The sequence below is a fragment of the Sodalis sp. RH22 genome (assembly GCF_047324165.1).
GTDB lineage: Bacteria > Pseudomonadota > Gammaproteobacteria > Enterobacterales > Enterobacteriaceae > Acerihabitans.
Map to the genome: position 1 here is coordinate 312,642 of NZ_CP178731.1, position 21,770 is coordinate 334,411.

Genomic DNA, 21,770 nt, shown 5'->3' on the forward strand with positions numbered 1-21,770 from the left:
CTCAGCGCACCCTCGTTTGTTTTTGGCGGATTAAGGATAAGTCTGTAACACTATAATTATAACATATTGAATTGTATATATGTTTTAACTATCAAGAATGACAAAAATGTCATCATGCAGTCACGTGTTAAACAGAATTCGCGTTATATAATTAGTCTTAACTTGCAAGCATCCTGAGATAATATATGAGTTGATGGTTAATTCTTTTGGCGGCACAGCGTGCTGAATAATTTATCCTTAGCCCTGATTATTGAGCTATAACAATTTTTTTAACAAATGAGTCAGCTTCTGGAAATAAAACTTCGGATACTAGGTCTCTACCCATCTGAACGCTGAAGTATCCATAATTGGAGAATTTAAGATGAAAAAAATTATTTTGACTACCGCAATGGCCTTAGTTTTTGCTACGAGTGCTTATGCTGCGAGTGATGGCAATGTGCATGAGTCTGTTAATAACAGTAGCGCGCAGGCCCATCAATTGATGGTGAAAAAATCCCCAGAACAAAATAAGATTGCTGCTGGCAAGCTGCAGCAGGACCAACATGAGGAAGCAGCTAATATTCATGAATCCACGAAAAATGGACAATCCCAAGCCCATCAGTATATGGCTGAGCAGCACAAAAAAATGATGGGTAATAACCAGGAAGTGAAAAAACCGGTGACGGCCCAGCCCTTCAAGGATATGAATGAGCATGAAAAAGCAGCTGTCATACACGAGAACGGTAAAAATGGATTTTCAGAAGTCCATCAGCAAATGGCTGATGAACATTTGAAGAAAATGAATTGAGTTTCATTATAGGACCACAATTGTTCGTATGCCATTGTGGTCTTTCAAAAAAATAAATATCGTTAATATTTATAATGTTAATAATACCTAACATAATGAGGTAACTAAATGAACAAGAAATTATTAGTTGTGGTGGTAGCGTTGATGTCTCCAGTGGCAGTGTTCGCCGCCGGCCAAGGTATGAACATGGATAATCAGTCCTCAATGTCGCCAGCAGCACAAGAGTACATGTCTGGAATGCAAAGTATGCATGACAACATGATGGCGGGAATGATGTCGTCCAACCCGGATGTAGCCTTTGCAAAAGGTATGACCGCGCATCATCAAGGCGCCATTGAAATGGCTAAAACTGAACTCAAATATGGTAAAGATCCTGAAATGAGGAAATTAGCGCAAGATATCATCAACGCTCAGCAGCCGGAAATCGATCAGATGCAAACCTGGGTGAAAAATAATAATAAATAATAACAATAAATAATAACAAGTTAATTAATAGAGTTGTTAGCAGACGATAAAGCTGAGTTCCACTCCCGGTATACATCAGGAGATGAAATGCAGGCTTACGGGCTGCCCCGCTATAAATACCAGGTCTGCCGTCCAGGACGGGGCTTGGGCGTCCGGTGACTGGCGCTGAGGTTTACGGGTGGGTATATCAAAAGGGCTCGCAGCCGGGCCCATGGTATCTCGCGTTCCGTGCGATGTTGGCTTAGCGATGTCAGCACCGCCATGGTTTTCGGCCAAACGGCTGAAATCTTTTTTATGCTGTGCATCCTTTTACTGTTCCGCCGCCTGGGCGTTAAGTACATGCTGCTGATCGGCATGCTGGACAGGTTCGTTCGCTACGCTTTTTTCGCCCTGGGCGTCAGTGAGAAAGGGCGGTTCCTGCTGTATCTCGGCGTCCTGCTGCACGGCGTGTGCCACGACTTGTTTCTGTCGTCGGTTTTATCTATACCGACCGCGCTGCCGGCGCAAAGGTGAAAGGGCTGGCGCAAATAAATGAGGTCCTGTAAACCTGGCTTGTACCGGTATACAACCGCGGGTTGTATCAGCCGGGTCAACCTGATTTGGCTGCCTGTTTCTTGATTTGTTCCAGAGCGGCATTAAAGCCCTCCGGCGTGCCGCTTGAGCCGGCAAGACGGTCCACTTTGACCTGCTCAATAGGCTTGCCGACCACGACCGCAGGGACCGCGTCGGCGAACCGCCGCTGATAATCCAGTGAAATGGGATTGGTAGCATGGGTTTTGATGTTTGCGGATGTAATGAGACCAGCATGCAGGGTAACGGTAACCGTGATAAACGAGGGCGCATTCCCGTATTGCCCCGTAGCGGTATAGGTGCCGTCCGCGTAGGCGGTGCGTATGTTTGCCACTTTCCATACTTCAGTGCTGGCGGTTACGGATGTGGATTGGCGTTCGGCCGCGTTACCGACCGGCCATCCAGCTGTCATGACGATAGAGGTGGCCATCCACGCCACTGTCGTTACTTTTGCTTTTACGTTCATCTCATTCTCTGGCTATATATGTAACAAGCGAGTCAGCGCGATACCGTGGGAAGATCGCATTAATACAGCCTATCCGGCTGAGGGCACATTGCTGTAGTGCTGTGCTAAGCGGTCGCGGCGTAACGAATCTCCATGAGGTGCCGATAGCAGGGATAAGGATCATTTGCCGAAGCGAATTGCTTGATTAGGGCGCAACCTGCTTTACAGGCCGAACAAGGATTTCCTGCACCAGTACGCGGGGCGGTTGAGCAAAGGCATAAACAACCGCCTGGGCGACATTTTCGGCGTGCAGGGCATCCAAAGCTGCGCGCCGCTCGCGTAGCGCCTGCTCAGGCAGGTTGTGGCCAAATTCCGTCCAGACCGCGCCGGGTTCAATAACAGAAACGCGAATACCTACCGCGCCCAGTTCCTTACGCAGCGTTTCGTGGAAGCCGACCACGGCGTACTTGGTCGCGCAGTAGACCGACCAGCCTTCTACGCCATAGCGGCCGCCAGTGCTGGATATCGAGGCGATCATCGCGCCAGGGCGACCCTGCAGCAGCGGAATGGCGGCATGGGTGCAATTAAGCAGCCCAATCAGATTGGTATCGATCATGCCGCGCCATTGTTCCGGCGCACTCTCGGCAAAGGGGGCATGGATACCAAGGCCGGCATTGTTCAGCAGCAGGTCGAGCCCGCCGAAAGTCTCTTTTACCTGTGCAAACAGCCATTCGACCTGGCTATTGTCAGTAACGTCGGTCACTATAGCGGTCGCCTTGTTGCCAAGCTCTTCAACCAGTGCTTCGATTCGATCGCGCCGCCGCGCCGCCAATACGATATGGACGCCCTCAGCGACCAGCAGACGTGCCGTGGCTTCGCCGATGCCACTTGAGGCGCCGGTAATGACCGCGACTTTACCTTTCAGATTCTGCATTTGCATATGTTCATCTCCAACGTTATTTCTCACAAAATTAACACCCGACGCGGGCCTGTAGAGCGGCGGGATAGCGAGCGACTGAAATCTTGCCCTCATTATCAGTCATTGTCGGCAGCAGCATCACACGGCATCACAAGGAGGATTATGTACCAGCCACAACCGAAGTGGCGTCGTCTATGCCATTGGCGATAAAGATTTACTACTCCTGAAATTTAGCTTTTACCCGGGTAGGTGACTAGATGGCAAAATCAGCAAAGACTTTTGAATCCATTTCATCAATGGCGAAATCAAACGACCATCAGGCGCGGATTTATACGCTATAGCAATATTTAGCAACCTATAGCAATACTCATTAATGAATCTCATTCAACAAGACATGCGTAATAGTGCTCTTAATCAAAAGAGAGTTTGCCCGTAGTATCCGGGTAGAAAACCACTCGGATTGAAGAGGAAGTTACTGTCATGAAACTTCTCAGCACGCTGATTCCCATTCTCTTGGTTAGCCTGCCGGCGCAGGCAACCGCCCAGGATGTTGTACCCGATACCCCAGCTGCGCGCGAGGCCAGAGAAACCGCGCCACAGCTCTTTGCCTATACCCAGAACGTGCTGTTTGGCGATTTGTGGAAGCGCACCGAGCTCATTCCACGCGACCGCAGCCTGGTGACCTTGTCCGCATTGCTCGCCAATGGGCAAGCGGCGCAGATGACCTCGCACATCAATCTGGCGCTGGATAATGGCGTTAAGCCCAGTGAAATCATCGGGCTGATCACTCATCTTGCTTTCTACACGGGGTGGCCGAATGCCATGTCGGCTGTAGGCGTCGCGAAGAGCGTTTTCAAACAACGTGGGATCACACCCGACACATCACGTCCCGAGTCGTCGGCACTGTTGCCGGTCGATAAGGCCGCCGAGGCTGAGCGGGCGGCGCTTGTAAAGGAAAATATCGCACCGGTTGCGCCCGAATTGGCGCGTTATACCGACGATGTTCTGTTTGCGGACTTATGGCGCCAACCCGATCTGGCAGCCCGTGATCGCAGTTTGGTTACGGTCGCTGCACTTATCGCCCGAGGGCAGCTCGAGCAGCTTTCCTTCCACCTGAACAAGGCCCGTGAAAGTGGATTGACGAAGACCCAGGCGGCGGAGGTTGCCACTCAACTCGCATTTTATGCAGGGTGGCCACGTGCAATGTCGTCCTTACCCATTATCAAAGCCGTATATGCGCAACCTGATAAGTAACGTGAAGAGGAAATAATAATATGATAGTAAGACGCTGGAAACGACTCTGGGCTATTACGTGGGTGGTAGCTTCTATGGCCGCTGGTTTTAATGCGGCCGCCGCTGACACAAACTCGCAAAAGCCGCTGGTCATTCAAGCGCAGGGAAGTTTTACCGTCGGCGGGAATGTGAACACCGCGCCGGGCACATTTGACCCCAAAAAGCCCATGGAGCCAGCAGGGCAAACCTATCACGGCGACCATCTCTACGCCTTCTATCAGATCCCAGTCCATCCCCGGAAGTATCCCATCGTCATGTGGCATGGCGCCGGTCAATTCTCCAAAACCTGGGAAACCACGGCGGATGGCCGCGAGGGTTTTCAAAACATTTTTCTACGACGCGGTTTCTCCACGTATCTGATTGACCAGCCTCGTCGGGGAAATGCCGGCCGCAGTATGGTCGAAACCCTGGTCAAGCCTACGCCGGACGAACAAAAGTGGTTCAACCAATTTCGCGTGGGAGTCTGGCCTGAGTATTTCAAAGGCGTGCAATTTGACCGCAGCGCCGGGACGCTCGATCAGTTCTTCCGGTCGATGACCCCCAATACCGGACCGTTTGACATGAATGTCGTCTCCGACGGTGCTTCCGCGCTCTTTGACAAGATAGGCCCAGGTATCCTGTTCACTCATTCGCAAGGCGGCGGGCCGGGCTGGCTGACGGCCATCAAGAACAAGAATGTCAAAGCTATCGTGGCATTTGAGCCGGGCAGCAGCTTTATCTTTCCTGATGGCGAGGTACCGGCGCCGATCACCAGTTCCTTTGATATTGTGCGGGGCGAGACTGTTCCCCTGGACAGATTCATGGCGCTGACGCGCATCCCCATAGTCATTTATTACGGCGACAATATCCCTGACAAACCGACTGACATGCCGGCCCAGGATAGCTGGCGCGCGCGTCTTGAAATGGCGCGCAAGTGGCGTGATGTCGTTAACAAGCACGGCGGTGATGTCACGGTCGTACATCTGCCCGAGATCGGTATTAAAGGCAACACCCATTTTCCGTTTGCAGACTTAAATAATGTCCAGATTGCGGATCTCGTGTCGACGTTCCTTACCGAGAAAAAACTGGACTGACAAAACAACAGGTCAACCGCGGCGAGTAGCCCGGGCGCCGCGCAGGCAAAGACCGGTGGTCGCGATGATGGCGGAACATCTTGCCGGCGCGCGACGTTTTCACCTTTAGGAGTATTAATATGAAAAACAAAATGATCAAGGCCATGCTCTTGGCCGCCATGGTCAGCCTCTCGGCAGGCAATGCCGGGGCGGCGGACTATCGGAATAACCCGTTTACCCTGGTCTACGATGGCGCCATTACCCAAAATGAGCCCGGTAAGGTCAATATCCATCCGGTCACCTATAAGCTCAATGGCCTGGATATTGCCGCCAACGTCTATACCCCTGCCAACTATGATCCGAAGAAGTCCTATCCGACGGTGGTGGTAGCGCATCCGAACGGCGGGGTGAAAGAGCAGGTGGCCGGTCTGTATGCGCAGCGACTGGCTGAGCATGGCTACATTACCATCACCGCCGATGCGGCGTATCAGGGAGCCAGCGGTGGCGAACCGCGCAGCGTGGACAAACCGATGTACCGCATTGAGGATATCCACGGTATGGCGGACTACATCACTCAATATGCCGGCGTCGATGGGAAACGCCTGGGTCTGCTCGGCATCTGCGGCGGCGGGGGATACTCGCTGGCCGCGGCGCAAACCGACAAGCGATTCAAGTCGCTGGCGACGGTGAGCATGTTCAATTCGGGACGGGTTCGCCGCAATGGCTACAACGATTCGCAAATGGACACTATCCAGCAGCGCCTGCAGCAGGCTTCCGCCGCCCGCGCCCAGGAAGCGGCCGGCGGTAAAGTACTCTATTCGGGTGATGCCAATCTCACCGATGCGCAGATTGCCAAATTGCCGTTTGAACTGTATCGCCAGGGCTACGAGTACTACTGGAAGACGTATGCGCACCCCGGCTCAACCTTCAAGTACACCACCAGCAGCCTGCTGGACCTGATGCGCTTCGACGCCACCGACCATATTGATCTTATCCAACAGCCGTTGCTGATGATCGCGGGCAGCAAGGCCGACAGCCTGTACATGACCAAAGATGCGTTCCCCAAGGCCACCGGCACCAAGGACAAGGAATTGTTTATTATTGATGGCGCCACGCATATCGAAACCTACTGGGTTCCCAAGTATGTGAACGCCGCCATCGGCAAGCTGACCGCCTTCTATGGAAGAACGCTGTAATTCAGGGACGTAGATGGTTTCGGGTGGATCGGCTACTTATCGCCGTTCACAACCATCAGCAAGCTGCGCCGTGCGGGTATTGCCGTCTTGCCATTATTCTTGGGGAAAAACACTACGGTTTCCCTATTCGTGGCAGAGATTGGCTGGCGGCAGCTTATAAAATTATAGAGGACTAATATTATGAAAGCTTACCGGTTGCTTGATTTTAGAAGCTTAGATGATCTTCAACAGTGTGAAGAAGAGACGCCGCGACCGCAACGAGGCGAAGTATTAATCCGGGTTCGGGCCGTTTCACTGAATTATCGCGATATTGCCATGCTGGGCAATCGCTATCCCCTTAGTCATCGTAAGGGCTTGGTGCCGACCAGCGATGGCGCGGGGGAGGTTGTCGACGTCGGGCCGGATGTGCACGATTTTAAAATAGGCGATCGGGTGGTGGGTCTATTCCATGCCCGCTGGTTTGGCGGGCGTATGCCGATGTATTCGAATCAGCGCGGTTATGGCAGTGAGAACGATGGCTGGCTTTGCGAATTCAAAGTGGTTAGCCAGGAAGCTGTCGTTCATATGCCCGACAATCTTTCCTTTGAGGAGGCGGCGACCCTGCCTTGCGCAGCGGTTACGGCATGGAACGCATTGAGCGGCACCGCGCAAATACGCGCTGGACACACCGTACTTATCCAAGGAACCGGCGGCGTCTCTATCTTCGCTTTGCAATTTGCCCGGGTTCTTGGCGCGTCGGTCATTGCAACAACCTCAAGTGCCGCCAAGGCGGAACGATTACGCCAGTTTGGCGCCAGCGAGGTTATCAATTACCAGGAAGAACCCCATTGGGGCGAGCGGGTGCGTGAATTGACGCAGGGCAAGGGCGTTGATCGTATTGTGGAAGTCGGTGGACCGGGAACTATCGCCGAGTCGCTGCGCGCGATTGCTCCTGGCGGCGAAATCGCATCCATTGGCTTTTTAAGCGCCCAGGGAGCAGGCATCGATTTTTTAGCGTTATTTGGCAGCCTGGCAACCTTCAGGCCGTTTTCAGTGGGCAGTCGTGAAACGCTGGAAGATGTTTGTGCAATAATGGCGATGTCCAATATCAAACCAGTGATTGACCGCATTTTTGAGTTTAACGATGCCAGGGCAGCTTATGCCCACCTCGACAGCGGTTCGCATTTTGGCAAGGTGGTCGTCCGTTGCTGAATGAATCGGACCGCCAACCGTGGTGAAACATAACGCCGCGCAAGCCGGCCTGGTCGATAGCGGTAAAGCCGTAAGATAAAGCGCTGCCCTCTAGCAGTAGGCTTACTCCGCCACGGGCCAAAGCATGGGGTTTCGCTAGTCTTTCGGCGGCGCTTCAACGTCTGACAACGCGAGCACGCCTTTTGAAAGCCGATCGCCTTGGATCTTGACTGACGCCACGGCCGCGTTGAGTTCGCGCAGTTCATTGGGAGTGAACCTTATCGCGGTGGCGCCAAGGTTTTCTTCCATATGGGCAATTTTCGTGGTGCCGGGGATCGGCACAATCCAGGGTTTTTGCGCCAGCAGCCACGCCAGCGCCAGTTGGGCCGGCGTCGCGTTCTTACGTTCGGCCCAGGTCCTGACCACGTCCACCAGCGCCATGTTGGCGCGCAGGGCATCGGGGGCGAAGCGGGGCACTGTAGCGCGAAACTCCCGCGGACCGTCGGCAACGAAGCGCGTATCGGCGGTGATCTTGCCGGTCAGAAAGCCCATGCCAAGCGGGCTCCAGCAGACAAAACCAATGCCCAGCTCCTCGCAGACCGGCAGGACCGCCGCCTGCGGTCCACGCCAAAGCATTGAGTACTCGTTCTGGATAGCCGTCAGCGGATGCACCGCATGCGCACGGCGGATGGTCTGGATGCCGGGTTCGGAAAGGCCGTAGTGCAGCACTTTGCCCTCTGCGATCAGATCCTTGAGCGCCCCGGCCACGTCTTCGATCGGCACGGCCGGGTCGACGCGGTGTTGGTAGAGCAGGTCGATGCGATCGGTGCGCAGACGCCGCAGCATGCCTTCGACCACGAGCTTGATGTGTTCCGGCCGGCTGTTGAGGCCGCCGAGCGGCTTGCCTGTCTTTTGATCGAAATTCCAGCCGTATTTGGTCTCAATGACCACTTTTCCGCGTATGCCCTGCAGTGCCTCGCCGACAATTTCTTCGGAGATGAAGGGACCGTAGGCTTCAGCGGTGTCGATAAGCGTAATTCCACGCTCGACTGCCGTCCTGATGAGTGTTATCGCCGCTTTCCGGTCGAGGGGGCTATGATAGAAGTCGGATACCGAATCCCTGGTCGTACCCGGTACCCACTGGCAGCCCAGGCCAATGGAGGAGACTTCAAGGGTGCCCAGTTTGCGCCGCTGGCTGGCCGGCAGTGAACCGGCGATGGAAGAGGTCTGGATATCGGCCGCGAAAGCTGCGGACGTCATACAGGCAGAGAGCACCCATGGCGCAATGCCCAGGATTGCGGCTGAAGCCAGCAAATAACGGCGCTGCAGGTTTATTGTTTCGCGGCCACTTGGCTCGCGTTGTAAATCAATACCAGACATGGGCAGTTCCTTTGATTTGTCTAACTTAGGCAGCGTTGCCAGCGCGTCGGATTTGACTTTCAACAGTGTTACCGTCCGTCGTTCCCGGTTCGCCACCGCGCGATGCCAAAAAGCTAAATCCTTGACAAGGCGGTGTCGCTACTTCGTCGCTGCGTGCGACGTCGCGGTTTGATACTGGTCGTTCGATACCTTTTCCAGCCAATCGACCGATTTTCCGTCAAGCGCTTCGGCGATGGCCATGTGGGTCATACCGGTGGTGGCGGCGGCGCCATGCCAGTGTTTGGCACCTGGTGGGATCTGGACGATATCACCCGGTCGGATTTCTTGCGGTGATTTTCCCCATTGCTGAACCCAGCCCACGCCGGCTGTGACGATCAAGATTTGCCCCAGTGGATGGGTATGCCAGGCGGTGCGAGCACCAGGCTCGAACGTGACTATACCGCCGCCGGCCCTGCCCAGCGAGATCGCCTGAAAACGGGAATCCACACGAACCGGCCCCGTAAAATTCTTCTCGGGACCTGCGCTGGACGCCTGCGAGCCGGCACGGGTGACCATCACCTCTGGAATCTGCCGGGCTGATACATTCGCAGCAAGAAGCAGCAAAACGGCGGTATTCAATGCAAGTGACTTCATCGGCGGTCCTTATCGTCCTGCTTAATTGAATGGATTCTTCCTTGAGCGGTTCGATAGGCTCAAGCGAGCTTTTGGTCAGTCGTTTATCACTACTGCTTTCAGCCATTCCGTCATACTTTCCATAGTGCGTCTTTGCTGATCCGCCTCCATCTCGAAACCCCATATCAACCGCACATTCGAGGCGCGGCAATGAAGAGGCGAGGGACCTGTGCGACGCTGTTGTGACGCATTCTTACTATGAGCCTTACTATAGATAATGGATCTGGCGGCGACTAGATGGTAAAGTTGGGAAACACTTGTGAGTCATTTTCATGAATAATATCTATAGGGACAATGGCAATGCCGAGAGATAACTACAGTGATCTGTTGGTCTTCATTGCGGTGGCACGCGAAAAAAGTTTTACGCGCGCTGCCGCGCAACTCGGAATGTCCCAGTCGGCACTGAGCCACACCATGCGTTCCCTTGAAGAAAGAATGGGGGTCCGTCTGCTGACCCGAACCACCCGCAGCGTATCGCCGACAGAGGTCGGTCAACGCTTGATAGATCGCATTGCGCCCCGGTTCGAGGAAATCGAGGAGGAAATGACAGCCGTCGGCGAATTGCGCGACAAGCCCGCAGGCACCATTCGTATTTCAGCTACTGAAAATGCGGCCGAAACCGTATTGTGGCCCAGGCTGGTCAAACTGCTGCCCAAGTATCCCGATATCAAGGTCGAACTCATTGTGGAGTCCCGTTTTACCGATATTGTCGCTGAACGATATGACATGGGGATACGCCTGGGCAGTGAAGTGGCTCGTGATATGACGGCTATAAGGATCGCACCGGACATGCGTGTGGCGATTGTTGCTTCGCCAGACTACCTGGCAAGGCGTCCTGCTCCCGGAACGCCGCACGATCTCACGGAGCATGAGTGTATCAATTTATATCTGATGAGCCACGGCGAAATCTACGCCTGGGAGTTCAAAAAGGGCCCGCAGCAATTGAATGTGCGGGTCGACGGTCAACTGGTTTTTAATAGCACCAGGCAGATTCTGCATGCCGCGCTGGCAGGTTTCGGTCTGGGATATGTGCCGGAGGAAATGGCGCAGCCCTATATTAACCGTGGCGAGCTAATACAGGTTTTGAAAGAGTGGAGCCCAATATTTCCGGGGTATCACCTCTGTTATCCGATACGCCGTCAATCTTCTTCGCGAGCCATGGCCGTGCTGATTGAAGCGCTACGCTATCCGTCCGATCTGGCGGAGGTGTCCTAGAATGGCCCGCAAAAACTTCAGCCAGGTCCTCGCCTTTATCAACGTCGTGCGCGAAGGAAGCTTTACCCGGGCGGCTGCCTTGCTTGGCGTAACCCCTTCCGCATTAAGCCATGCCATCAGTGGACTCGAAGCTCAGGTGGGCGTCCAATTGCTGACCCGCACCACCCGGAATATTTCCACTACCGAAGCCGGGGAACGGCTATTCCTTAACGTTTCGACTCGTCTTGAGGAGATCGATGCTGAACTGGGCGTCGTGGATGCGCTGCGTGACAAGCCCGCAGGAACGGTTCGTATTACATCGGCTGAGCACGCTGCAAACAGTGTGCTGTGGCCCAAACTATCCAAAGTCCTCGGCGAATATCCCGATATCAATGTCGAGATCACTATTGATTACACCATGGCGGACATCGTGTCCCAGCGCTACGACGCCGGTGTTCGCCTGGGCAATCAGGTGGCTAAGGACATGATCGCCGTGCGTATCGGTCCCGATATGCGCATCGCTGTCGTCGGCTCACCTGCCTATTTGGCAAAGCGGCCTCTGCCCGGGACGCCAAATGATTTGGCTCAGCACAATTGCATCAATCTTCGGCTTCCAACCCATGGCGGCTTATTGCCGTGGGATTTTGATAAGGATGGACAGCAGGTCAAGCTCCGTGTGTCGGGACAATGGGTATTTAACAACAGTTCGTCCATCGTCAGGGCGGCACTGGCTGGACACGGCCTGGCCTTTGTCCCCGAAGACATGGTGCTTGAGCACATCGCCGAGGGAAGGTTGATTCGTATGCTTAATGATTGGTGCGATCCCTATCCCGGCTATCATCTCTACTATCCGAACCGGCGGCAATTTTCTCCTGCCTTATCCGTCATCGTCGATGCGCTGCGCTACCCGGAGTGATGACGCTTGTGATGCCGATATTGAATACTGGGAAAGCACCGGGCTGGCGCATTAACGGGAATCTACTGGCCCGCGTTCACTTTATCACTCGGGGATTGTGTTCATTTTAAGTCATGCTTTTTTTTATTTAGCTGGAGTAATTCATTGGCCCGAATCAAGGATTTCGACATGTCTTCGATCGACATTCTTTCATTCATGGCCATCTCGCGAATGATCGCGTAGGCTTCAAGTTCATCAACGCCCCGGATGGTGGAAATAATCACCTTTGCCTGACTGATGACATCGGCAATACGTAATTTGGTGGAAAGTTTTTCCATGCGACGGTTTAAGTCCTTCCAGTCGTAATGATTTTTAAATGCCATCACCAGGCTGGAAAGTACCCCGATTGGACGGATGGGACTGCTCATCAATGTCTTAGCCCCTACATGCAGCGCGGCGTCGATAACGGTGGGATTTTCATAATTGATAATGGCAATGACCGGGATATCCGTATGCTGCATCAGGTATTCATCAGCGAGGTATTCCATGCGCACGGCCCAGAATATCGCGTCGATATCGTCGGGCACCTCTTTTACTGGCGGCCATATAGTCAGGCTTTGGCAGCCAATACGGTGCAGTTGCTGCGTGAGAATTTTGAGGTCATCATCATCAGGATGAAATATAACGACTTTACAGCTCCTGATACGTCTGAAAAAACGCAGGCTGGCGCTTTTGTTTTTTGCCCGGTTGAAAATTTTATGCGTTATCATTATCAACCCCAGGCGGAGAATAGTTAACAAAGTAGGGATCTGCGTCCACCCCTTGAGTGACTTCTTTGATAATGGAAAATTGCCCCTGTTTATTCACTTTGCCAATTTTAGGATACAATAATGTGTGATTATTGTGCGGATTGATTTTCACCCTTCCTTGCGGGGCGTCATATTCGCTGTTCAGCAGATACGGAAACAGCTGGCTTATGTCATCGGTATCGGATTTTGCCATTGCATTAGCGAAAAGATGCACCTGAAAATAGGCGGCCTCCCAACACATATTCGGCTCAACGGTATAAAACGGGCTAGATTTAAATCGGCTGAGAACGTCTTTATTGCGTTTAGAATCAATTGATTGAAAATAGGGCGCTGAAGTGATATGTCCTGCTGACACCCCCGTGCGCATTTCTGAAATTTCCGCTTCGCTGGTGGTCAGGCTGGCTATTGGAATTTTATCTGGATGAAGTCCTGCATCATGGCAGGCTAAATAAAATTCCTGGGTACTTCTACCAACCACTGTGGAAAATATAAAATCGGGGTGGGTTAATTTAATGTCCTGTACAATAGAGTGAAAATCTTCCCGGCCGGCATTCAGATCCACATAACGCTCGCTCACCACCGCCCCTCCCGGAAAGTTGGTCATGAAATCGCTCATGATGCGATTTGACTCATAAGGGTAAATATAATTACTGCCAACCATATAAACACGGGTACCATAATTGCTTGCCATATAATCAGCCAAAAAAAAGCTATTTTGATTGGGTGACGCACCGGTGTAGATGATATTGTTTGAAAATTCAAAACCTTCATAAGGTGTTGGGTAAAAGAGTAATTTTTGCCATTTTTCTATAATAGGCATCACGGCTTTTCGCGTGCTGGACATATAACAGCCGAAAACCACGTTGACCAGATCTTCTTTTATCAGTTTTTCCGCATAAACAGCGAAACGGTAAGGCGAACTGGCGGGATCGTAGTAAATAGGAATAATTTCCCTGCCATTGATTCCTCCATTATTGTTGATTTCTTCAATGGCAAAAAATGTTCCCTCCATTTGCGATCTTTCGATTTTTGAGGTGAATCCCGTCGAGGAGAATAAGACGCCAACCCTGACGGCATCACTATGCTTGTTTAATATCATTGGTTAATTTCCTTTTCCAGTTTTCGCCAGGATTTTTGTTGAATATGATATTTGGATTATATGTCATCCGCGATATCCAGTAGTTAAAAGCAGAATAAAAATAAAGCAACCGGATTGAAAATCATATTTACTTATACGATGTGATAATTGAATTACGTCGCTGGTAACGATTTACTTAGTCGGATGTGTCATAAGATGTTTTCTATCCAGCATATTAACCATGTACTAATATGTATAGCGATATTAAAATCTTTCAATAAATGCGCTGATGTATAAGAAAAACATCTTCAAGGGAATGATTTATGTAACCATCTTAATCCTAAGGAAAATTTGTAAAAAGATAAATTCGATATGCCTAATATCAATAGGTTAAAAAAAATAATCTCATGTTGCCGGGGTGTTGACTTTAGGCACCCTGATGTTTAAGGTTTAACCATGTTATCGCCCAGATGGCCGATATCACTCCAGGCAAGAGAGCCTCTAAAAATGCGTTCAACCACGCATTTTTGGGGCTCTTTTTTTTTGCCTTGATGAGCTATAAAGCCCGCCGGCTTGCCGCCAGCCAGAATGTTGACTCTCTGGTTCGCGAAGACGGGCCAATGTATCGCCGGGCTGAAATGTTAAACACAGACGAGGTAGGATGTATGCCATCAGCGATTGGGATAGATTTACTACGCGGCAGGCCGGTTCCGGCCATCGGCAGTACCGATGCCAAACTGCGCCAGCGCAAACTTGACGCCTTAACCCGAGGTATACACCGTATCAGCGATGACGAGGCGGTGCCTTACAATGTTCATCTGGTATGTATCGGCATGGCGGCCAATGCTTTCTTGCGTCAATTTGTCAGCCAAATGCCGGACACTCTGCTGGATCATGAACGGTCACGGCTGAGCATCCTTTCGGTGGATATGGCCGGAGAGGCCGACGCTGGTCTCCCAGTATTGCCCGCGGCCCTGGACGGTAATAAATACTTTTATGAATCATTGGCAATCGAGCAAGGTAAACCCGATGCGCTTGGCGATTTTTTCAGCCAGCACGCCGCGCACCTCCAACTGGAATATCCCTTGATACCTAATCCGGATACCTTTGCTCCCTGGCTAACGGAATCGGAGCGGAACGCGCCGGACCGGGATAGCCTCAGCCGGGCCTATGTCAAGGCCATGTATAGCCTGGCCTATTATCACGGTGAACGGCCCGCCTGGCATGCCCTGAAAAGATTCGCCCAAAGCGTCGGCCAAACAGAAACCGAATCCGTGGTCTGCATTGTGTTTTCCCTGGCTGATGCGGTCGGAAGCGCTATTGCGATGGATCTCAGCCGGCATTTATCCACCGTGCGGTTCGGTCGCCGGATCCTGGTTACTGGCATAGGTCTGGCACCGGCTTCGGCGGCGAATGACACTATCGCGCCGGCGAATGTCTATACCACGTTAAATGAATTGGAATGTCTGTGTAATGATCAATTGAATCAGCGTATTACGCCATCGTGCGGTGATTTGTTCAAAAATCCCTTTACCGCAGGTTTCCTGATGGTGCCGGACCTGGAGCCGACCCCATCAGAACAAGGGAAGTTGTATCAGGCGTTATCTTCATTGCTGCAGGATCGCGCCGGAGCAGGGTTGTGGGAAATACTACGCCAGCTTAACTGGCTGGCGGCGCCATTGACGCAACATTCAGCCGCGCGTACCCCGTGGGGCAATCGCTGGCTGCACGTGTTGGTCATGATGGCGGTAAAAGAGCCATCGGCATTTGCCGCGTTGAAAAACCAGCTAGGCATTTCCGACGGCTATGAGCCGGCTTTTGTCGAAGTGGTTTGCGCGCGTTTGAGTAAAAAAACGGCCGAACAACTGACCTGCGCGATCCACCAGTCTTTCGGGCAGAACATCATGGTGAATCATTACGCCGCCGGCTCCGCTCAAGAGATGCGTTTTATCCTGCCGTCCCTGGCGAAAAGCGATCTGCGGCTGTTCGCGCAGGCGAAAGCGCGTTATGACGCAAGTAGCCAAAATGAAAAAAGGCTATCCCATGCCTTATTACTCGAACAGGGTTTGCTGCTTTGCGAGCCTTCCGACGCGCAGACAGGCGTGGCCGGCCGCAATATCATAACCGGCAAACGATGGATAAATCTGCCATACCCGGCTATTCGGGGAGAAATATAAAGGAGTCCACCATGCCGCTTAACTGGAACGATGTGATCATAAAATACGGTGACGGCTACCAGGTCCCCACTGTAGTAGGCGATAAATTTCTGCATATTGAGAAAGTCGATAATGAGGCTATTACCATCTCATCACCTATTTGGCGAACACAATTGCACAGGGAAAACCTGGAAAAAGGCGTCAGGTTAATAGAGGAAGGCATAATATCCTCCGACCCGGGATTATTTGTCGAAGACTATATCTTATATGTCGCCAATGAGCGGGCAACCTCCGTTGCGCATATCTTAAGAGATCTCGGATTTTTGGATAAAATCGAAACTTTCAGTGTTCGCTGTTGAATTCAGTGTGATTAAGTTGTGGCTTTGTACCGCATATTCAACCGAATATGCGCAATGTTAATCATGTACTCCAGGAGAATATAAAATGACAGCTTCTTTATATAACAGCGCTACCGGTGTCCAGGCTCCGCACTGCTTGCATGCCATCGGTATTGGCAGGACCGGCATTGCGTATGTGGAAGCTTTGCTGCGCACCGGCGAAGTCGAGGACTTATTGGAGGATCCGCGTGCCCGCTTTGCCGCCATGGTGGTTGATATCGGCGATCAGGATATGCAAATCGCCAAGGATTATGCCGGCGCCTTGGTAAAACGTCTTGAGGAGCGCGGCATTCCCGCTTCGCGTTTCAAATTCCAGGCTATTGTTCTGGATATGAAGGATACGGACAGCTACTTTTCAGGGATGAACCGCACGCGTGAATATCTGAAACTGGAATATCCCCGTTATTATTGGAATCCCAATTACGAGTCCTATGTGCCCCATGATACTAAATTCCCCAAGGCGGGAGAGCATTTCCCACGCTCCATTGCCAAGGGTTTATACGCCAATGCCTATTATGACGGCAACCGCCCGATGCATAACGCGTTGGAGCAATTCGTCAGCCATATTGAAGAGGCAACCTTACCCTCTATGATTACGGTGTCCTTCAGCCTGGCGGGGGGAACCGGCAGCGGGATCGTGATGGATTTGGCGCGCCACCTGGCGACGGTAAAACTGGGGCGCCGCATGCCTGTGATAGGCGTCGGCCAGTTGCCCCATAGCGGCGATCCGGATATCTACAAAGAAAGTCCAGGGCTTTACACCACGCTTAATGAGCTCGATTGCATGCTTGATGACGATAAAAATGCTGGCGTGACCACAGTTTGGGGCGATCTGTACCGTAGCCCCTTTACCGGCGGGTTCTTTGTCGTAAATCCAGAGCAAAGCTGGCAACGGCTGTCATCCTATACCGATACCGGCAATCAAAAAGTACGCCATGAATTTAAACAACTGGTGACTAATCGCTTCGTCGCCGATTCTTTTATGCGGTTCGCCGTGCTTGACAAGAGCCGGGTATTATTTCGTTCTTTACGTCCGACCGGCTTCACCGGCGCACCGCACGAAACCATCAGTTCCAAATCCCGCAACTGGACGCTGTTCAACGTTGCCAAGCTGACCCATCCCGGGGTACAGGTGCTCCCAGGACAAAGCGGCGATGTCTGGGATGAAACCCTGGCGCAGTGGACTAAGTTTATTGCGACTTTCGACGGTTTGACCGACAGTTTCGAAACCGATTTTGCCGAACTGCATATCCATTGCTCTCGCGAAATGAACCTGGAAAAACTGACGCACAATGTTAAGGAAGCCATTACCGGCAGCTATCTGATGGAAACCGGCTCGTCGCTGCAAGTCTATCATTACGAATTTTTTGATGCCCTGACGTCTTACTGCAACGTGATTTTACCCGGGGTGGCAAAAACCGATTTGGCCGCGTTCTGGAATAGCCAGAAGAATTACGATGCGCTCAACTGGAAAGCGAAGCTGGCTGAACATGCCTGGCTTATCGATCTCGGACCGATGATTTCCGAACCCGCCATTCGTTTTAAAGGCATGGCCGGTGAATGTATCTGGGGATGCGCCTGCTGGGTGGTGGTGCCTTACGATCAACTGCGCGGTGATGTATTGCCGCCGGCCAACCGTAAAGTGATTCGCGAGGAGGCGATTCGAAAAATGACGGAAACGGTGGTTGCCACACCGCAGTAATCACCCACCCTCCCAGGCTCGATTATTTCATCTTTAGGGTAGCTGACATAAAGGTCAACTGCTACAGGGGCTATTATGATTAACAAACGGCATATCGCCATCACAGTGATTACCGGCTATTTAGGTTCCGGAAAAACGACTTTATTAAATCATATGCTTTTGCAAAATGAAGGCGCCAAAATCGCGGTTATTGTCAATGAATTCGGTGAAATGAGCATTGACGCAAAACTGTTAGTCACACACAGCGATGAGCAGCTGATTGAATTTAATAACGGCTGTTTATGCTGCACGGTGCGCGGTGATCTTATAGAAACGATTGATCAGCTGATGCAGCGCTCGGATGATATTGAATATATATTTATTGAAACAACCGGCCTTGCCGACCCGGCGCCGGTGGCGTCCACTTTTTTTGTTTCCGATGAGATAAGCCGCCGCGCCCAGTTGGACGCGTTTATCTCGGTGGTGGATGCGGTTAATATTGATAAAAATCTTGCAGGTAGCCTGGAGGCAAAAGAGCAAATTGCTTTTGCCGATATTATCATCCTGAACAAAGCCGATCTGGTTACGCCCGAAAGGCTCCATCAGGTCAAACAACGGATACAATCTCTCAATCCCATTGCGCATATCCACGTCAGTGAATATGGCCGCGTGGATATCACCGAACTCATGAATACCCATGGCTTTAGTTTGACGGAAAAATTGAAAATTGAGCCTGATTTATTAACCGATCATACCCATGAGCATGACCCATCCATTTCTACCCTGGTGCTGCGGGAACGCTCGCCGCTGGATATTAACCGTTTCATGGCATGGATGACCGCACTGCTCGCTGTGGATGGCGATAAAATGATTCGGACGAAAGGTCTGCTAAATGCCAAGGGTTTTACGGAACCGGTGGTATTTCAGAGCGTGCGCATGCTCACCACGCTAAATCATCTCGATGAATGGATGGGGGATGCCGTACATGAAAGCGAGTTGGTGGTAATTGGTAAAGATCTTGATCCCGAGATGCTGAAAGCTGAATTTTCCCATTGCGTTTTTACCCCCCGGAACGGAGTGACTATATTATGACTGAATTAAACCTACAGCTATCAAGTTTACTGATCATGTTTGCCCTAGGATTGAGGCATGGCCTCGATCCCGATCATATCGCCTGTATCGACGGCCTGACCTGGCATGCTATCAGGCATAAGCATGGCCATGCCAAGTGGGTGGGGACATTGTTTGCCATTGGCCACGGCGGCCTGGTGACAGGCATTGCCATATTCGTAAGCTATTTTACGCAAACCCTTACCTTGCCCCCCCCGGTGCGGTTTTCCCTTGATTGGCTGCCGACGTTAATGCTCTTGGCCATTGGGGTGACAAATCTGTGGACACTAATGAACAGCGCCAACTACCGCCCGGTAGGTTGGAAAATGAAATTGTTCCCGACCCGATTATTAAAACAGTCCAATCCGTTGTCTATTATTCTGGTCGGGGTCATATTCGCCGCGGTGTTCGATACGGCGACGCAGGCGGCGGCGTGGGGTTATGTTGCCAGCAATAGCAATCAAAATTGGCAGGCGATGTATGCGGCCATCATGGGATGCGTATTTACCGCCGGCATGATGATAACCGATACCATGGATGGCAGGATTGTTAACCGGCTAAGCCAGCAGACGGAGTCAAGACAGACAAAAAACGTCTGGCGCAACAGCCTGGGCTACCTGATTGTATTTATGTCTTTTTTCGTGGCTGTTTATAACATTACAGTCGAGTTTAATCCTGAAATTGCTTTTAACGAGCTTGTCTTCACTATGGTCGGGGCAGGGTTTGTCATTTTAATGCTGCTACTTTTAGCCTTTCATTATTTCCGTAATAAAAAATATAGCCATAAAAAATCCATGGATACGCTGGCCTAGATTATTGCCAGTGGAGTAAATGGCGATAAGTGTGTTATGCGTCACGCACCCTTATAAAGCAGGCCTGGGGTTATTCTTGTAATTGTTAAATTTCACATCGCAATGATGTGCCGATACCCTTTTTCTTAAAAACATGTAAGGAGTTAATATGCGTCATGGTGATATTTCCAGTAGCCCGACCAGTGTCGGGGTCGCGGTTGTAAACTATAAAATCCCGCGTTTGCATACCCGGCAGGAAGTTATGGAGAATGCGCGAAAAATAGCGGAAGTGGTTAAAGGTGTTAAATCAGGCCTGCCGGGGATGGACTTAATTATTTTCCCTGAGTATAGCACCATGGGCATTATGTACGATCCGGACGAAATGATGACCACAGCGTCGACCATTCCTGGTGATGAAACGGCGGTTTTTTCGGCTGCATGCCGTGAAGCTAATGTGTGGGGCGTGTTTTCCATTACCGGCGAACGGCATGAGGAACATCCGGCCAAAGTCCCGTATAACACCCTTATCCTGATTGACAATCAAGGCGATATTATTCAAAAATATCGCAAAATCCTGCCGTGGGTCCCGGTGGAGGGGTGGTATCCTGGCGATACCACTCATGTGGTCGCGGGACCGAAAGGGATCAATATTAGTCTTATCATCTGTGATGATGGTAATTACCCGGAAATATGGCGCGATTGCGCCATGAAGGGCGCCGAGTTGATTGTCAGGTGCCAGGGGTATATGTATCCGGCGAAAGACCAGCAGGTGCTTATTTCCAAAGCCATGGCCTGGGCCAATAACTGCTATGTCGCGGTGGCGAACTGCACCGGCTTTGATGGCGTTTATACCTATTTCGGCCATTCCGCCATTATCGGGTTTGACGGCCATACGCTGGGTGAATGCGGGGAAGAGGAGATGGGTATTCAGTATGCCCAGTTGTCGATACCTGAAATTCGCGATGCGCGTAAATACGATCAGTCACAGAACCATCTTTTTAAATTGCTCCATCGAGGCTATACCGGCGTCTATCATTCGGGCGATGGTGAAAAGGGCATTGCCGAATGTCCGTTTGATTTCTACCGGACCTGGGTGCTGGATGCGAAAAAAGCGCAGGAAAACGTGGAGCGCATCACCCGCGGCACCATCGGCGTGGCGCAATGTCCTTATGGCGATTTGCCGCATGATGCCGTCGGCAGCGAAAGCTGAGCCGCCATTGCTCTATCCCGTTAAAGATCAACCCGCAACCCGCTTAAGGAACCTTAAGCGGGTTGTTTATGCGTTTTAATCTCACTTTATTACACCGCAATATTCTTATTTCAAGCTGCAATTTTCATACGCAGATATCATACGCTGACGCCCGCCAGGCTTTGGAAGAGCGGTCGCGTTGGCCGGACGGTGTGTTCCTGCACAAGCTTGGCCGCCCTGTATCACGGCATCGCGCCCGGTTGTTGAATGCGCCCGAAAAGGTGATGGGTCCGGGACTGAGGGACCCTATTGTCGCCTCAGGCGGTGTTAATGCGTGGTGGCGCCATCTGTACAGGGTTATTGGTGAATACGATTCATTGGTGCAATCTGAAATTCACCTCTAATCGTCAATTGTAATCCTTGATAACCTTATAAAGGTTAATTATTTAATATCTCATTAATTCGCTTTTAGAGCCTAATCTCTATAATTCGTAACGCAAAACAGGCGATTCCGGAGAAA

At 51.5% G+C, this 21,770-nt stretch carries 21 protein-coding genes and 1 pseudogene; 16 read left to right on the top strand and 6 right to left on the bottom strand.

Annotated features, from left to right (window positions below):
• Positions 1 to 361 precede the first annotated feature (361 nt).
• The 3 genes and pseudogenes from ACL2XN_RS01355 to ACL2XN_RS01365 form a co-directional block, all read left to right on the top strand.
• Positions 362 to 787 (top strand): copper-binding protein, encoded by a 426-nt coding sequence (locus ACL2XN_RS01355; RefSeq protein WP_413723106.1) that lies wholly within the window; start codon positions 362 to 364, stop codon positions 785 to 787.
• 108 nt (positions 788 to 895) lie between these two features.
• Positions 896 to 1,252, top strand: coding sequence for a DUF305 domain-containing protein (locus ACL2XN_RS01360; protein WP_413723105.1), 357 nt, complete (start codon positions 896 to 898; stop codon positions 1,250 to 1,252).
• A 240-nt stretch (positions 1,253 to 1,492) separates the two neighbouring features.
• Positions 1,493 to 1,779 (top strand): annotated as a pseudogene (locus ACL2XN_RS01365) (MFS transporter); the annotation flags it as partial.
• A gap of 62 nt (positions 1,780 to 1,841) precedes the next feature.
• On the opposite strand, the gene ACL2XN_RS01370 reads toward ACL2XN_RS01365, so the two are convergent.
• Both ACL2XN_RS01370 and ACL2XN_RS01375 read right to left on the bottom strand, forming a co-directional pair.
• Positions 1,842 to 2,288 (bottom strand): hypothetical protein, encoded by a 447-nt coding sequence (locus ACL2XN_RS01370; protein ID WP_413723104.1) that lies wholly within the window; start codon positions 2,286 to 2,288, stop codon positions 1,842 to 1,844.
• A 184-nt stretch (positions 2,289 to 2,472) separates the two neighbouring features.
• Positions 2,473 to 3,207 carry an SDR family oxidoreductase gene (locus ACL2XN_RS01375; protein WP_413729920.1) on the bottom strand — a complete coding sequence of 245 codons (735 nt, stop codon included), beginning with the start codon at positions 3,205 to 3,207 and terminating at the stop codon, positions 2,473 to 2,475.
• Between the two features lie 459 nt (positions 3,208 to 3,666).
• On the opposite strand from ACL2XN_RS01375, the gene ACL2XN_RS01380 reads away from it, so the two are divergent.
• The 4 genes from ACL2XN_RS01380 (at position 3,667) to ACL2XN_RS01395 (ending at position 7,918) form a co-directional block, all read left to right on the top strand.
• Positions 3,667 to 4,440, top strand: coding sequence for a carboxymuconolactone decarboxylase family protein (locus ACL2XN_RS01380; protein WP_413723102.1), 774 nt, complete (start codon positions 3,667 to 3,669; stop codon positions 4,438 to 4,440).
• A gap of 74 nt (positions 4,441 to 4,514) precedes the next feature.
• Complete coding sequence (locus ACL2XN_RS01385; protein ID WP_413729921.1) at positions 4,515 to 5,552, top strand: alpha/beta hydrolase; 1,038 nt, start codon at positions 4,515 to 4,517, stop codon at positions 5,550 to 5,552.
• A 119-nt stretch (positions 5,553 to 5,671) separates the two neighbouring features.
• Positions 5,672 to 6,727, top strand: a complete 1,056-nt coding sequence (locus ACL2XN_RS01390; protein WP_413723101.1) for an alpha/beta hydrolase — start codon at positions 5,672 to 5,674, stop codon at positions 6,725 to 6,727.
• A 180-nt stretch (positions 6,728 to 6,907) separates the two neighbouring features.
• Complete coding sequence (locus ACL2XN_RS01395) at positions 6,908 to 7,918, top strand: zinc-dependent alcohol dehydrogenase family protein (protein ID WP_413729922.1); 1,011 nt, start codon at positions 6,908 to 6,910, stop codon at positions 7,916 to 7,918.
• Positions 7,919 to 8,053: 135 nt separating this feature from the next.
• On the opposite strand, the gene ACL2XN_RS01400 is transcribed toward ACL2XN_RS01395, so the two are convergent.
• Positions 8,054 to 9,277: an aldo/keto reductase gene (locus tag ACL2XN_RS01400; RefSeq protein ID WP_413731037.1), complete on the bottom strand. Its 1,224-nt coding sequence runs from the start codon at positions 9,275 to 9,277 to the stop codon at positions 8,054 to 8,056.
• A 138-nt stretch (positions 9,278 to 9,415) separates the two neighbouring features.
• Complete coding sequence (locus ACL2XN_RS01405; RefSeq protein WP_413729924.1) at positions 9,416 to 9,910, bottom strand: cupin domain-containing protein; 495 nt, start codon at positions 9,908 to 9,910, stop codon at positions 9,416 to 9,418.
• A 339-nt stretch (positions 9,911 to 10,249) separates the two neighbouring features.
• Here ACL2XN_RS01405 and ACL2XN_RS01410 point away from each other — a divergent pair, with 339 nt between their 5' ends.
• Entirely contained in the window at positions 10,250 to 11,164 is a 915-nt protein-coding gene (locus ACL2XN_RS01410) for a LysR family transcriptional regulator (protein ID WP_413723098.1), read from the top strand.
• Position 11,165: 1 nt separating this feature from the next.
• A complete protein-coding gene (locus ACL2XN_RS01415) occupies positions 11,166 to 12,059 on the top strand; it encodes a LysR family transcriptional regulator (RefSeq protein ID WP_413723097.1) in 894 nt (297 codons plus the stop codon).
• 101 nt (positions 12,060 to 12,160) lie between these two features.
• On the opposite strand, the gene ACL2XN_RS01420 is transcribed toward ACL2XN_RS01415, so the two are convergent.
• Complete coding sequence (locus ACL2XN_RS01420) at positions 12,161 to 12,808, bottom strand: ANTAR domain-containing response regulator (protein WP_413723096.1); 648 nt, start codon at positions 12,806 to 12,808, stop codon at positions 12,161 to 12,163.
• Complete coding sequence (locus ACL2XN_RS01425; RefSeq protein WP_413723095.1) at positions 12,795 to 13,946, bottom strand: transporter substrate-binding domain-containing protein; 1,152 nt, start codon at positions 13,944 to 13,946, stop codon at positions 12,795 to 12,797. Before ACL2XN_RS01425 ends, ACL2XN_RS01420 begins: the two co-directional genes overlap by 14 nt.
• Before the next feature lie 644 nt (positions 13,947 to 14,590).
• Between ACL2XN_RS01425 and ACL2XN_RS01430 the strand changes: the two genes are divergently transcribed.
• The 7 genes from ACL2XN_RS01430 to ACL2XN_RS01460 all read left to right on the top strand — a co-directional run bounded on the left by ACL2XN_RS01430 (position 14,591) and on the right by ACL2XN_RS01460 (position 21,654).
• Entirely contained in the window at positions 14,591 to 16,102 is a 1,512-nt protein-coding gene (locus ACL2XN_RS01430; RefSeq protein WP_413729925.1) for a hypothetical protein, read from the top strand.
• Between the two features lie 11 nt (positions 16,103 to 16,113).
• Complete coding sequence (locus tag ACL2XN_RS01435) at positions 16,114 to 16,440, top strand: hypothetical protein (protein ID WP_413723093.1); 327 nt, start codon at positions 16,114 to 16,116, stop codon at positions 16,438 to 16,440.
• Between the two features lie 85 nt (positions 16,441 to 16,525).
• Positions 16,526 to 18,181: a tubulin-like doman-containing protein gene (locus ACL2XN_RS01440; RefSeq protein WP_413723092.1), complete on the top strand. Its 1,656-nt coding sequence runs from the start codon at positions 16,526 to 16,528 to the stop codon at positions 18,179 to 18,181.
• A gap of 75 nt (positions 18,182 to 18,256) precedes the next feature.
• Entirely contained in the window at positions 18,257 to 19,252 is a 996-nt protein-coding gene (locus ACL2XN_RS01445) for a CobW family GTP-binding protein (RefSeq protein WP_413729926.1), read from the top strand.
• Complete coding sequence (locus ACL2XN_RS01450) at positions 19,249 to 20,082, top strand: hypothetical protein (protein WP_413729927.1); 834 nt, start codon at positions 19,249 to 19,251, stop codon at positions 20,080 to 20,082. Before ACL2XN_RS01445 ends, ACL2XN_RS01450 begins: the two co-directional genes overlap by 4 nt.
• Before the next feature lie 148 nt (positions 20,083 to 20,230).
• Positions 20,231 to 21,271: an aliphatic amidase gene (locus ACL2XN_RS01455; RefSeq protein ID WP_413723089.1), complete on the top strand. Its 1,041-nt coding sequence runs from the start codon at positions 20,231 to 20,233 to the stop codon at positions 21,269 to 21,271.
• Positions 21,272 to 21,339: 68 nt separating this feature from the next.
• On the top strand, positions 21,340 to 21,654 hold the full coding sequence (locus ACL2XN_RS01460) for a hypothetical protein (protein ID WP_413729928.1): 315 nt from the start codon (positions 21,340 to 21,342) through the stop codon (positions 21,652 to 21,654).
• The last annotated feature ends 116 nt before the right edge of the window (positions 21,655 to 21,770 follow it).